Origin of the sequence: Bartonella harrusi, assembly GCF_024297065.1 — a bacterium.
Taxonomy (GTDB): Bacteria; Pseudomonadota; Alphaproteobacteria; order Rhizobiales; family Rhizobiaceae; genus Bartonella; species Bartonella harrusi.
In genome coordinates this window covers 1,611,913-1,626,719 of sequence record NZ_CP101114.1, presented here as the reverse complement: position 1 = coordinate 1,626,719, position 14,807 = coordinate 1,611,913, and the positions used below count along the sequence as shown (strand labels likewise).

Annotated in this window: 5 protein-coding genes and 1 pseudogene; 1 reads left to right on the top strand and 5 read right to left on the bottom strand. The window is 39.4% G+C overall.

The window, feature by feature from the left end; genetic code table 11:
• Positions 1-243 precede the first annotated feature (243 nt).
• From NMK50_RS07545 to NMK50_RS07520, 4 genes are all read right to left on the bottom strand, one after another.
• Positions 244-3,345 carry an autotransporter family protein gene (locus NMK50_RS07545; RefSeq protein ID WP_441296307.1) on the bottom strand — a complete coding sequence of 1,034 codons (3,102 nt, stop codon included), beginning with the start codon at positions 3,343-3,345 and terminating at the stop codon, positions 244-246.
• A 184-nt stretch (positions 3,346-3,529) separates the two neighbouring features.
• A complete protein-coding gene (locus NMK50_RS07530) occupies positions 3,530-4,045 on the bottom strand; it encodes an autotransporter outer membrane beta-barrel domain-containing protein (RefSeq protein ID WP_254769956.1) in 516 nt (171 codons plus the stop codon).
• Positions 4,046-5,031: 986 nt separating this feature from the next.
• Positions 5,032-5,358: a hypothetical protein gene (locus NMK50_RS07525; RefSeq protein WP_254769955.1), complete on the bottom strand. Its 327-nt coding sequence runs from the start codon at positions 5,356-5,358 to the stop codon at positions 5,032-5,034.
• Between the two features lie 820 nt (positions 5,359-6,178).
• Complete coding sequence (locus NMK50_RS07520; RefSeq protein ID WP_254769954.1) at positions 6,179-8,485, bottom strand: autotransporter family protein; 2,307 nt, start codon at positions 8,483-8,485, stop codon at positions 6,179-6,181.
• Between the two features lie 1,133 nt (positions 8,486-9,618).
• On the opposite strand from NMK50_RS07520, the pseudogene NMK50_RS10440 reads away from it, so the two are divergent.
• A pseudogene (locus NMK50_RS10440) lies at positions 9,619-9,813 on the top strand (Arm DNA-binding domain-containing protein); the annotation flags it as partial.
• Between the two features lie 421 nt (positions 9,814-10,234).
• Here NMK50_RS10440 and NMK50_RS07515 read toward each other — a convergent pair.
• Entirely contained in the window at positions 10,235-14,572 is a 4,338-nt protein-coding gene (locus NMK50_RS07515) for an autotransporter outer membrane beta-barrel domain-containing protein (RefSeq protein ID WP_254769953.1), read from the bottom strand.
• Positions 14,573-14,807 lie beyond the last annotated feature (235 nt).

Genomic DNA, 14,807 nt, shown 5'->3' with positions numbered 1-14,807 from the left:
TGATTTTTATCTTGCAAAAAAAATCTGCTCCTTACGATAAGAGCGTGATTTGGGAGAGAGGGAAAGTGTATATTCCTCTTTTGTAATGAAAAAAGTCTTTCTCTGTTAGTGGATGTTTTTTAGCATCGTTATCATTTTAGTATTGTTATAAGAGTGTTTTGAGAAAAAGAAATTTAATGCTAAAAAGCAGCACGTTGTGCTGCTTTTTGCTGTTTTTTACTAAAATTGATACTGGCTTTTCTTTTAAAAATGATAACGAACTCCACCAGAAAAACTGGTTCCAAAGACACCGGCTTTTTGAAGTTTCTGCCGATAGCTAATATCACCATGGAGAACAATATTCTCAGAGAGAGAGGCATTAACACCAATGCCTCCTTCGATTGAAGAACCGGTAGGATCAAGATAAAATGTATCCGCAATTTTTATTGTTTCATTTTCACCAAAAGCCTTGAGGATATTCAATTTACCATAGAAAGAAAAAGCATTGGTTTCTTCTTCTGTGGTGATAGCTTGTGTCAAACGCCCACCAATACGTACCAACCATTGACGTGGATTGTCCATATCAACTTCTAAACCATTGGCATCTGAGAGTCTCTTGAAAAAGAGATTTTGATAAATCAATTGTGCTTGCGGTTCAAACACCAACCCCTTAGAACCCGTTGCTAATTGTTGACCAATGGTAGCAGAGACATTTACTGTTTTAGTTCCATCTAATTTTGCGGCATTGCCAACAAGAGCTGTCGTAATATTTCCTTTCAGCGCGCCATAGGAAAGAAGTGCGTTTACATATATACCACTGCTGTGCTGGATTCCGCTATAAGCTGTGAGCGACCACTTATCAAGCATCGTCTTATCAGAATCTTCCATACCCTTTGGTGTGAAGTCAAGTTTCCCATATGTTGCGAAAAGACCAACATGTGTCTGGATATCTTTGCCTTCTAGTGCGGCCAAGACGGTACCTAATTGCAAAGCAGTATAGTTCACACCGGCATCGTAGCCATAGTGTAGTGGATCACGGTTGGAAGATAAGGTGACTTTCTCACCATAAGAAGACAAGAAGAGAGCGCCTTTTTTATTATTCTCTGCTTCAAACATGACTGAACGCATATTGTTTAAAAGCGTGTTTTGATTGTTGACATCGGTAAGTCCAGCAGAAAATAAAGCGTTGGGCATGACCAAATAATTTGCGACCTGTGGCAAAAGCGCCCTGATCTTTCTCTCCTTATCAAGATAGGCATTCTGTAATCGGAAATCCCAGAAATTTTGATCATTTTTTCCAAAGAGGTTTTGGCTTGCATGAGATGTTCCCGGTTTATAGGCCGTGAGCGTATATTTATAAGGCAAACCACCCATCGTCATATAATCTCCGGCTAACTTGAAGGAATTTTCATTCGCTTTTCCAGAAACTTGAATGACTGAAATCCCATGCGTTTCTAAAGGGAGTGAATCCATGTGTTCTTCCCAAACAGAACGGCTATCGGCTCTTTTTTTATCCTTTTCCAAAAGATTCACATGAACCATGGTCGTGCCTGATACATCACCATCAATCAGAACTCGATCGGTTTTTTGTTTTGTTATTGGAGAAAGACTACTCCATTTTGCGTTCACATGAATTGCTGCGGAACCTGTAGCACTATAAACTGCTGGTACATTGGGATTTTTATCCTCTTGTTGTTCATTATAGCCTATAAAGAGAGTCTGGTAATGCCCCCCCTCACTTGGCTTTTCAAACATAATCGTGCTGTCTGTCAGGTTTAGCATGGAAAGTTTAGAATATGACTTTCGATCAAGAGAAAATTGCTCAGAGACGGGTGAATCTATGTTACTATCATTATTTATGATATTTTTATTTGCCTTTAAAAGCCATGTGGTATTGTCTTTTAGATCAAAAACTGTTTTGCTCGCTTCTAACGCTCTTACGCGTCCTTCCAAAAGGGAGTGATTTGCAGTTAACATAAGGGGAGAGGCAGGACCACTGTCATTTTTTAACAAAATATCAGCATAGATTTGTGAATTTTTGAGGCTGATTTCATTTTTGATGGATGATCCATAAGCAGCAATGCCTGCACCATGTTCAACAAAAAGCTTTGTATTCTCCAAAAATATTCTGTTAGCAACGTTTTGCTCTTCTTGGGGAGCGTCGGCTTTTTCTTCAGCATTATGGATATTCTGGTTTTTGGATCTATAGTATAGATCATCTTTGAGAACCACACCATAAGCGCTATAATGGCCCATAACACGTACGGTCGAATCCGTAAGCTTAATTGTTCCATTTCCGCTGAATAAACCAGCTGTTTGTGCTGTTACAAGAATATCCGTAGCATCAATCGCTCCACCTCTTAATGTATTAAGCGCAACAAAATCCGCAGTCACTGTTCCCCCATTCATTTTTAGGAGTGAATTTTCTCCTTCTACATTTACAGCAAGATATTTGTCATAAATTTTAGGATTGTGCAGGGTTAAAGTTTCACCGCCTCGCACTACAACACCAGATTGAAAGCTCTCAATTTGTTTTGGTTGTTCAGGCTGCTTTTCTGGTTGTTCTGGTACCAGTTTTTCAAGCTCAGGTTTTACAGGCCTTTCTTGTATAGATGCTGGTTTCATGGGTGTTGGTTGTGCAGTTTCTCGTTGTAGAAGCTCTGGTCTTTCAGGTATTTCCAGTACAGGTAGTGGTTTTGCGGGCACTGGTTGTGCAGCTTCTTGCTGTGCAAGTATTGGTTTTGCAGGTATTTTTGGTACCGATACTGAACTTCCTGACACTGATTGTGGGGGCATCGAAGGGGGTATTGAATTTTCTCCCGTGACAGGGGAGGTGGAAGAAAGGGAGACGCCTTGGCGTCTCCTCGATTTCCCGCCTCCCGTTGTTGTTTCATTTTCTGAGAGTTTAGGTACAGGTGGATATGGCGTTCCACTTCCTATAGAATTTGTTTCAGTATTGGGTGTTTCTGTACTCATTCGAGCAAACTGAAGCTCTGATCCAGAAGAGGTTGTATTAACAGTTTTTGAACTCTGAGGTGGTGTTTTTTTCTTATGGCTTTGAGAAGAAGTCCCTTCAGTTCCTTTAGAAGAATTTTTGGATATTGTATTGCTTCTTGAATCTGTCGATCTCTTACTTGGAGTTCTCATCTCCGTAGATCCAGGTATTCCCATCGTAGCTATTGTCGTTGGAGAGTGTGTGATTGTCGATATATTTTGTTCAGGGGACGTTCTTAAGCTCCTAGAACGAGGTTGTGGAGAGGAAAGATTTTCAGTCGATGATGGAGATGTTACAGAGAGGGCATAGGAAAGGCTGGAAGAGTAAAAGAGAACGCTAGAAAGTGTGTAGAGTAAGAAGGTTTTGTTTATCATTAAATATATTCCTCAATATCTGTACCCCTCTTATTTTTTAATCCATTATGTTTCTTTTTAAATTACAAAAAGAAAAATATAGGGCACGCTCTCTCTTTCAAGATGTGAATTAAAGTATTTTTAAAAACAATAACGCATTCCAGCAGAGATATTTATTCCAAATATGCCCGCTTTTTTGAGATTATGTTGATAACTGATAGCGCCATGAAGCGCGATATTTTGCGATAAATACGCGTTCCATACCCATCCCACCGTCAATTGCAGTTCCCATAGCAGTCGGTGGAGAACTTTCACTCATTTCTATGGTCTTCTTATGTTCAAAAGTTTCAATAACGTATAATTTACTATAAAAGGACACGGCATGACCTTTATTTTGTGTTAAATGTCCACCAATACGCAACAGTCCTTGAGAAGGATTGCGTCGGTTCATTTTCAAGTTATCGGTTTGTGAAAGCGTGCCAAGCAAGAGACGTTGATAAACAAGCTGTGCTTGTGGTTCAAGTGTTATTCCTTGAAAATTGGTTGGTAATTTTTGACCAACGCTAGCAGAGACACGCACTGTTTTTGTATCATTTGCTTTTTTAGTCTTTCCGATGAAGGCAGTGGTGATATTGCCCTTGAAAATTCCATAAGAGAGAAATGTATTTGTATAGAGGCCACTGTCATGTTGGATGTTTCCATATGCCGTAAGGGACATTTATCAACGCTCGTTTTCTCAGCACCTTCTCTGTCTGTTATGATGAAAGCCTGTTTCCCGTATGCCCCCATAAGACCAAAACTTGTGGTGATATTTTGATTTTCTCTCGCGGCTAATGTAATGCCTGCTTGTAAGGCTGCATAGCGAATATCCACATGAGCGCTCTCTTGTGATGGATGGGGATTGGCAAATCGTTTCAGTTTGTTGCCATAAGTCAATAGAAAAATCCCCTTTTCTTTAGGGTCCTTTGCTTCAAACATTGTTATTCGTATGTTGTCTAACAATATATTTTGCGCCTTTACATCGGCAAATCCAGCGGCGAACATCGCATGAGACATCACCAAAAAGCGTGCCATTTGTGGTGTGAGCGTTTTTGCTTCAGAAACATGAGAACTATACGATAAAGTTGCGGTTTCTTTATCGTCCATAAGCTTAGATGATTTTTCAGTATTTGCGGTGGTTGGGTTTGCAGTTTCAACCTTTGAGGGCAAAGTCATAGAAGCTTCTGGTGAAGTTTTAAAAGTGGTTTTCGATGATGAAGAGGGGGTGTTGTAAACTAGCACCATCATACTGTGTATGAGCTTTTGATGTTGCGACAGTTTTTGTATTAGAACGATTTATAAGCAGCGTTTACTCCTTTCTAACGCTTTTTATCTACACACCAGCACTGCTTGGAACGTGCAAATAAGTTATTTTTATTGATTGAATATAAGCAGCATTGAAAGGGAAGAATCTTTTAATATTCGGAGTTATGATACAAGTTGAAAATATTATTTATCTTTAAAATCAATAAGTTGATAGAACTTTGATCGACGTCAACATTCGGTTGCGTGTTTTTATTTGTTTTAGGTGATAGAGTACTTTTATGATCTGTGATCGAGGATGAATTTTCTTTATCCTCATGTTGTGGTGCACGAGTAGGATGGAATTGATTGACAGTACGTTCTTTTTCTGTGTTGCAGCCAATGAGAGGTGGTTGATACTCTTTAGGTGAGGAAAAGGATATTTGAGGTTTTCCTTCTCTCTCCATTTTTGTTGTCGTACCGGTTGTTCCAAGCCTTTTTTACTTCTGCTCGTAAGGTATCGGAAAGCACCTTGTTTTGTCCTTGTAAAGCGTTATTCACTGCTATTGCTTTGTGTCGTAGGTCGGCTTTATTTTGCAGTGCATTCCAGCTGCGATTGTCTTGCCTTCCCCATTGTTTGCACTCCGCATCAATATGTCTTTGGTTATCGGCATCACGTTCATTGTGTTTTGTAAAGCATTTGTAGCTGCATTGCTTTATTATTATAAGACCTTCTCTACCACTTTTCATTGGTTTTTATTGCATTCAGCAAGTATTGCATTGGCGAAAAGTATGTATTCTATATCATGATTATATTGGTTTGCTATAGCACGGGCAGAAACAAAGTCACTGTTCTTTTTGCAACGCATCCATACGATCAGGCGTTCCATAGCGTCCAATCCCTGAAAAAGAGCTGCTCATGATCTTTTCTACTTTATCCATACCCTCTCGAAGTTTATGACTGAAATACGAGTTGGATTATCTGATGCTATCAGACACCATCTTTTCAAGCTATTTATTTGTTGCTCTTGGAATGCTATACAAAACCTCATGATTGTATTGTTTTGCTAAGGCGTCTGTATATGCACTGCCAAATTTTTTCAATGTCTTGTGATGAGCACAAGATCCATAAAGACGAAAATCGTTGTAATAGGTGTTCATTTGAGTTTTCATCAGATCTCAATCATTTTGAATTGCTTCCTTGAAAGAGGGACTTTTTCCAACTGTAGCAAAAGAAAGAATGTGTTGTTTGATGGTTATTGGTTGCTGCTGTTAGATCGTTGTTCAAACTTCTTTGGGGATATTTAAGTTCCTCGGGAGAATAGCGCATTTGAGCACTTAAATCAAAGGTGTTGCTGATATGCGTGAGGTTAAAATAACAACAAAATAAAGCACAAGCGGTTGTGCATAAATAAAGGTTTCTTAAAGATTCTTCTCAAAAGATTGTCTTCTTTTTGATGAAAAATATATAGTTTTTGACGCATTATGCTTATTTGTAATGCGTCAAACAGAAACAACGCTGTTATATTTCAGCGCTGCTTTATAGTTTAAAAAATCATATTACAATCTTTTAAAAACGGTATTGTATTCCACCAGAGAAACGCATTCCAGATATGCCGGCTTTTTGGAGTTTATGTTGGTAATTAATATCAGCATGAAGTGCAACATTTTGTAATAAATGTGCATTAATACCAACACCACCTTCAAGTGAGGATCCCATAGTATTGAGGTGGAACGTATCACCAATCTGTATCGTAGTGTTATCACCAAACGCCTTTAGGAGATTGAGTTTGCCATAGAAAGCAAAGGTGTTGTTTTTTTCAGTAGACATGACCATTTGTGTTAAACGCCCACCAATACGTACTAACCACTGATGAGGATTGCCCATATTGACTTCAAAACCATCAACATCGGAAAGAGTGCCAAACATGAGACGTTGATAAACAAGTTGTGCTTGTGGCTCGAAAGTCAATCCTTCAACATCCGTTGCCAATTTTTGTCCAATGGTAGCAGATGCGCTCAATGTTTTTGTATTATCCACTTTTGTGGTGTTTCCAATAAGAGCGGTGGTGATATTTCCCTTTAACGCTCCGTAGGAAAAGAAGGCATTGAGATGTGTGCCATTTTTATGCTGGAAGCTACCATATGCAGCAAGGGACCATTTATCCAGTGTGCTTTTCGCAGCGCCTTCCATATCTTTTGGAGTGAAAGCCAATTTACCATATGTCCCCATAAGACCCAAATTTGTGGTGATATCTTGATCTTCTATTGCTGCTAATGTCACACCTGCTTGTAAGGCTGCATAGTGCATGTCAGCACCATAGCCATATTGTAATGGATCGCGGTTGGAAGACAATGTGTTTTTATTTCCATAAGAAGAGAAATGAATTCCCTTGTTTTTGTTATTTTGCATTTCACCTGCTTTGGATCGTATATTGTCTAACAATGTATTGTGATTGTTTACATCAGAAAATCCCGCAGAGAAGAGAGCGCTCGGCATCACCAAATAACTTGCTACTTGTGGAACAAGGGCGTTAATTTTTCCTTCAGAATCAAGCGTGGCTTTTTGCAAACGGAAATCCCAGAAATTTTTATCCTCTTGCAAGAAGCTTTCTGTAATATTCGCTTTTCCACGGTTCGATGTTGGTCCATAGGCATTTAGCGTATATTTGTAAGGTAATCCACCCATTGTGACATAGCCGTTTGCAAGTTTGAATGCACTTTCATCGACTTTTCCAGCAACTTGAATGAGCGACAGTCCACGCATATTCATGGGGATAGAATGCTCTGCTGCTTCTATATCCTCATCTTTTGAAAGGCTGGTGAAATGGATTTTTGTCGTACCTGACACATTGCCATAAACGAAAAGACGATCAGTTTTTTGCTGTTCTTTTGGTTCTCCATCGCTCCATTTAGTATTAAAGTAAATTTTTGCATCCCCTGTCGCATTATAGACTGTTGCCTCATTAGAGCTCTGAGTTTCTTGCGGCTCAGATTCTTCAGCTTGTATTCCTCTTCCTACAGTCAAGGTTTGGTAATGATATTGGGTTTGCGCATTTGGTGCATTAAATATAATAGAGCTATTGTCGAGATTCAGTATTGAAATATTAGATTGCGCTCGTTGATTAATATCAAGAAGCTTGTAGTCAAGTATGCTAATACCTCTACCTATTTCCTTTTGACTAATCTTTAAGTGCCATTGACTGTTATTCTTTAGAGTAAAGACTGTTTTGTTTTTTTGCACACCCCTTACTCGTCCTTCTAAAATGGAATTATCAGTTGTTAATGTAAGAAAAGTGGGAGTAATTTCTTTTGAAAAAGCATTGCTCAATAATACATCAGCACGAATTTCTGAATTTTTAAGTTCAATATCAGCATCTGCATATGGTCCTAAAATACCAGTACCATCTCTTACCAAGACTTTTGTATTGCTAAGAATTGCCTTGTTAAATTCCTTCCCCCCTGCCTCTAAAAAAGACTTTGGCGCAGTAGAAAAAACCAAACCATATCCTAAGTAGTTGCCTTTGACATTTATGACTGAATCTTCAATATTCATTATACCAGTTGAGAAACTCAATCCTTGTATCAGTGACGACGTATTAATCTCTTTCGCATTAATGCGTCCACCTTTTTCTACATTTAACGCATTCATTTCTGATAGTATTATTGATTTTGTAATCGTAGCAACTGATTGTGGCCCACTAACGTATGCTGCAATATACCTACTAAGGATAATAGCGTTGTTAAAAGTTTCCTCTCCCTCTTTAACATCTACAGCGGGAATCTCATGAAGGGGAGGATCTGCGTAAGTCGAATTTAAATGAGAGAAAAGGAATGTTCCAGCAATTGTACACAATAAAAATTTTTTCTTATACATAAATATGCCCTTAATGTTGATATGCCTTTAATGTTTACTTCATTCCCCTAGTGGTGCAGATACCGCTATTTATATCATAATGTATTTATTGTAAAGAACAAAACAAGTTGTTGTAGTGTGTTCTCTATCGTTTGAAAATCTTCTTCAGAAAATTTTAAAAATGCTTATGTAAACCAGTAGAAAAACGTATTTAAAAAACGCACTTGATCAATCTGTGTCCATTGATTGAATGATCATAAAGATGATATTTTAGAACATTTAACACTGCCTAAAGCTTGTTGGCGTTAAAGTGCTAAGGGATTGGGGTAATAAAAGTAATTGCTTTATGCACCACTACCAAATGAGCAACCAAAAATTTTGAGAAAATCATTTGAATGTGCAATGCGTCAAAGAGGGGCGCGTATGAAGAAGCAAGGAAAGTGATATCGTGCTTTATTCAATGTAAAACAAAGGAATTTAAAGAGTTTGCCTTTTTTATTGGTAAAAGAGAGAGGGCTATGATGGAGGGATTCGGATTTATAAACGAAAAAGGTAATACAGTGTTGTCGCCCTTTTTGATAAAGTGTACAGAATAAAGAATAACAAGATGCTTGTTTTTACAGCCTTGTTTTAAGATTTACAGTCGGAGCCTGCCCCTCGGAACCTGAGCCACCGGAACCTGAGCCACCGGAACCTGAGCTACCGAAACTTGGGCCACCGGAACCTGAGCTACCGAAACTTGGGCCACCGGAACCTGAGCTACCGAAACTTGGGCCACCGGAACCTGAGCCACCGAAACTTGGGCCACCGGAACTTGGGCCACCGGAGCCTGCCCCTCGGAACCTGAACCACCGAAACCTGAGCCACTTTGTCTTAAAGTTTATAGTGTTATCTTAAAACTACTCGCTTTGGTTTAAAACTGATAGCGGATACCTCCAGAAAAGTTTGTTCCGGATATGCCGGTTTTTTGTAGTTTTTTGATTGATAACGATAATTCATTGTTTCACCTATTGAATGAGAACCTCGAATATTCTAAGGTTCTCTCATTGCAAAACATTCCACACCTGCTTATGTTGGATCAATCAAAACCATCCCCTTGCACATTACAAGTGAGATTATCGCGTGGATAAAAGAGAGAGAAGAAAGGTGTAAAAATGCCTTTAAAGAATCGTCTCAATACCAAGGTGTCTTGCAACATTGGGGGGCGGTAAAGAATATGATAGGGCCGGCTTGTACCTTGATAAACGTAAAGATATGGTGGTGGTTCGTGGATTTTACGCTATACTATTCACGGGTGGCATTGTGAAATGGGCTTGGGTGCACTGAGAGATATCTCTTTAAAGGCAGCGTGTTATGCTACCTTTTCTTTTTATCGACGAGTAAAGATAATTTCCTTAATGCCTCTTCAACAGAAGCGCCAAAAAACGTGGCTCTTCTGTTTACAGGAGAGGGGATGAAAACGAAGGATAGAGGATGCTTGTTTTTACAGCCCCATATTCAATTTACAGCCTTGTTTTAAGATTTACAGTCGGAGCCTGCCCCCCCGGAACTTGAGCCACCGGAGCCTGCCCCCCCGGAACTTGAGCCACCGGAGCCTGGACCACCGGAACCTGAGCCACCGGAACCTGGGCCACCGGAGCCTGGACCACCGAAACTTGGGCCACTGGAACCTGAATCACCGGAGCCTAGACCACCGAAACCTGAGCCACCGAAACCTGAGCCACTTTGTCTTAAAGTTTATAGTGTTATCTTAAAACTACTCGCTTTGGTTTAAAACTGATAGCGGATACCTCCAGAAAAGTTTGTTCCGGATATGCCGGTTTTTTGTAGTTTTTTTCGATAATTTATATCACCATGGAGTGCTAAACTGCGAGACAATTTTACATTGATGCCAAGCCCACCTTCAATCGCAGGTCCCACTGGATCAAGGGGAAAAGTATCGCTAATTTGTATGGTATGATCGTCACCAAAGGTTTGAAGTAAGTTTAGTTTCCCATAAAAGGAAAGAGCACGCTCTTTTTGGGTGTCAACAATGGTTTTTGTTAAACGTCCCCCAATTCTCAGCAACCATTGGTGCGGTTCGCCGATATCCACTTTAAGGTTGTCGGCATCAGTAAAGGTGTTAAAGATAAGACGCTGGTAAACAAGCTGTGCTTGGGGTTCAAACGTAAGATCTTTAATATGCGTTGTCAATTTTTGACCAATTGTTGTTGAGGCAATGAGCATTTTTATATCATCAACTTTCGTGGTGTTTTTTGCAAGAGCCGTGGCGATATTTCCTTTCCAGATTCCATAAGAGAAGAGTGTATCGATATAGAAACCGCAGTTACGCTCTATACTGCCGTAAGCTGTGATTGACCATTTGTTGAGCGTACTCTTGTCTGCATCTTCTATATCCTTTGGGGTGAGGGATAATTGCCCATAGGTTCCAATAAGCCCCCAATAGAGGGTTGCATTTTTCCCATATTGTGTTGAAGCAGTAAAACCTGCTTGTGTTGCAGCATAGCGGATGTTTGTTTCATAATCATATTGAGATGATAAAGTTGCGATACTTCCATATGAAGACAAGAAGAAGCCTTTGTTCTTTTTCTCCTCCTCTCTTGCCAATCCTGTTGTTCGCAGATCAGCTAACAGAGTGCTTTGTTTCGCCATATCGATAAAACCAGCGTAGAAGAGAGCATTAGGCATGGCTAAATAGCTAGAGACTTGTGGCAAGAGAAATCTTTGTAAACGGAAATCCCAGAAATGATCATTTTCTCCTAACAGGTTTTGGGTTTCATTTGCTACACCATAGCTGGATGTTGGTCCATAAGCGGCAAGCCTATATTTATAAGGTGAACCCATTGTTTGGATATCACCACTGGTTAATTTGAAGGAATTTTCATCGGTATTTCCAGAAACTTGAATAAGCGAAACCCCGCTTGTATTGGAAGGGTTAAAGTCGCTTGCTGTAATTCCTCCCTTTAAATTTCCCGTGACATAAATTGTTGTTGTTCCTGATACATCGCCATGAATGAGCAGCCTATCGGTTTTTTGATCGGCTATTGCTGCACCATCACTCCATTCGGCATTGAAGTAAATTTCTGCGTCTCCTGTAGCATTATAGACTGCTTGTGTTTCTGGTTTTCCAGAACCTATATGCAATGTATGATAATGGTTTTCTGTTGGTTTTTGAAAAATAATCTTACTGTCGTTGAGATGAAGAACAGACACATCAGAACGTGCTCTTTGAGCAATATCAAACAGATTGCCCTCATCATCTTTTTCTTGTGTACTGGTTTTTACGAACCACGTTGTGTTGTTTTTAAGATCAAAAGTTGTTCTGCCATTTTCATCATTTCTTGCTCCCCCCTGTAAGAGAGAGTTTTGAGCGGTGAGTGTAAAGATTTGATCAGATTTTAGTGTATCATGGGTTTTCCCCACGAACAACTGATCGGCATTAATTTTTGAATCTTTGAGATTGAGTTTAGCATTTGACGAATTGTTGGCAACAATACCCGTTCCATCTTCGACGAGAAGATCTGTATTGGTCAGGTTAATTTCTGAAGTCTGATCGTTTTTGGAGCCATCAAAGCGTATCCCATTGTGCTGTGCTTTCGCAGAAATATCTGTGACATCAATATATCCGCCATCTTTTGTGACAAAGGCAGCTTCTTTTGCTTTTATAGTTCCTCCTGTCATGGTGATTTGAGATTTTTCACCATCGGCATGGAGCCCATTATTTTCAGATGTCACTGTCACATTGTTATTTAAAGCAATTGTGCTGTCTTGCTTAGCTAGTATCTCACCGCCAAGGGACCCGCCGCCCGTTAGGGTTATTTGGGAATGATCATGAGCAAAGAGCGCCTTTTCTGCGTTTTGAACGGTGATGTTTTTTAAAGCAACGGTGCTTTTTTTATCAGCACTTACGCCTGTGATTATTGGTTTATCATCGCTGCTGCTTGCTATCACGACATTTTCTAGCTTGTTTTGATCATTTTTGCTGTTCTCAAAAGAAGCTCCTATCTGGGAGACAGTGATAGACCCACCTGTCATTTGAATGACACCATTGTCTTTTGCTTCAAGTCCGATTCTAGCCTCTTTAATGGTTGCCTTCTCATGCAAATTAATCATGCTGTTAGGACCAATGGCACTTGCACCTGTTCCTTCATCCCCTGTTTTGAGAACAACATTTGTGACATCAATATATCCGCTATTTTCTGCCAACAATGCAGCTTTTTTCCCGGTGACTTCTCCTCCTGTCATGGTGATTTGAGACTTTTCACCATCGGCATGAAGTCCATTATTTTCAGATGTCACTGTCACATTGTCATTTAAAGCAATTGTGCTGTCTTGCTTAGCTAGTATCTCACCGCCAAAGAAGCCGCCGCCCATTAGGGTTATTTGGGAATGATCATGAGCAAAGAGCGCCTTTTCTGCGTTTTGAACGGTGATGTTTTTTAAAGCAACCGTGCTTTTTTTATCAGCACTTACGCCTGTGATTATTGGTTTATCATCACTGCTGCTTGCTATCACGACATTTTCTAGCTTGTTTTGATCATTTTTGCTGTTCTCAAAAGAAGCTCCTATCTGGGAAACAGTGATAGACCCACCTGTCATTTGAATGACACCATTGTCTTTTGCTTCAAGTCCGATTTTAGCCTCTTTAATGGTTGCCTTCTCATGCAAATTAATCATGCTGTTAGGACCAATGGCACTTACACCTGTTCCTTCGTTATATGCGGTGAGAGTGATATCTGTGACATCAATATATCCGCTATTTTCTGCCAACAATGCAGCTTTTTTCCCGGTGACTTCTCCTTCCGTCATGTTGATTTGAGACTTTTCACCATCGGCATGAAGCCCATTATTTTCAGATGTCACTGTCACATTATCATTTAAAGCAATTGTGCTGCCTTGCTTAGCTAGTACCTCACCGCCAAAGGAGCCGCCGCCCGTTAGTGTTATTTGGGAATGATCATGAGCAAAGAGCGCCTTTTCTGCGTTTTGAACGGTGATGTTTTTTAAAGCAATCGTGCTTTTTTTATCAGCACTTACGCCTGTGATTATTGGTTTATCATCACTGCTGCTTGCTATCACGACATTTTCTAGCTTGTTTTGATCATTTTTGCTGTTCTCAAAAGAAGCTCCTATCTGGGAGACGGTAATGGTTCCCCCATTCATGCTAATTGTGCCACCTGCTTGTGCATATAGGCCGATTCTAGCCTCTTTAATGGTTGCATTATTATGCAAGACAATGGCACTTCCTGTGCCGTCGGATTCTGTCCCGATTCCGTTGCCATCTGTTTTCAAAACAACATTCGCGACATCAATATGCCCACCTTCTTCTGCTAACAATGCATTTTGTTTTCCGGTGACTTCGCCTCCCGTCATTGTGATTTGAGATTGGTCACCATTTACATGGAGTCCATAATTATCAGATGTTACTTTAACATTATCATTTAAAGTAACTGTAGAGCCTTTATCAGCGTATATTGCTTGATATTTTGCGTTAAATGATCCTCCAGATATCGTTACTTTAGAAGTATCGGTTACTTCTACACCTACCTGTGCTTGAGTAACGGTTACATCTTTTAAAGCGATTTTACTTCCTTTTAAAAGCATTATTGCTTTTTCCATAGGGGAGGCATTTTCACCGCTTGATATTTTCACATTTTGTATTTGGTTTTCATCTTTGTTGCTATTGATAAAAACTAAACCTATTTCAGAAGCAGTAACGTCTACAGTATTCATTATGATTGAACCGTAGTTCTGTACTCTCACAGCAGTTGTTTTACTTATAATGGTTGAATCCGATATATCAACAAAGCTTTTATCTTTGTCCTTGCTATTGTCTGGATCCATTGTATTAACTGTTACAATGCCGTATTCTTGGTATTCGTGTGGATTTTCGCTACTGCGTATTGTTAGATGTTTAACAATTACGTGATAACCGTTCTCTGCTCCTATCCATTCATAATCAGGACCTCCGTCTATAATGTCGTTCCCACAAGGACCACCAATCATACCAGCTACACAGATATATCCAGCTTGTGCATTGTTATGAGCACCAAAAAGCACAATCGCTGCTACAGCAGTGCAAGATAAAAGGGTTTTTTTAGACATCATGTTTTCCTTGCTTATAAGCCCCCAATGTTTTTTCCGCTTATAACTTATCAGGAAGAATAACAATGGCTCTTGAAATAAAAATTAACTACATTTAATGAAACAGTTAATGAATTTATTTTAATTTGTCAAATTGAGTATTAAGATTATATTATAAGAGTGGTATCTAATAAATAAAATACAGTAATTATAAAATACATTAAATAACTATTATAATTTTATAAATACGTGTTTATAA

Coding starts and splice junctions, on each gene's coding strand:
- NMK50_RS07525 (WP_254769955.1), bottom strand. CDS start 5,358: ATGAAAAGTGGTAGAGAAGGTCTTATAATAATAAAGCAATGCAGCTAC.
- NMK50_RS07515 (WP_254769953.1), bottom strand. CDS start 14,572: ATGATGTCTAAAAAAACCCTTTTATCTTGCACTGCTGTAGCAGCGATT.
- NMK50_RS07530 (WP_254769956.1), bottom strand. CDS start 4,045: ATGTCCCTTACGGCATATGGAAACATCCAACATGACAGTGGCCTCTAT.
- NMK50_RS07520 (WP_254769954.1), bottom strand. CDS start 8,485: ATGTATAAGAAAAAATTTTTATTGTGTACAATTGCTGGAACATTCCTT.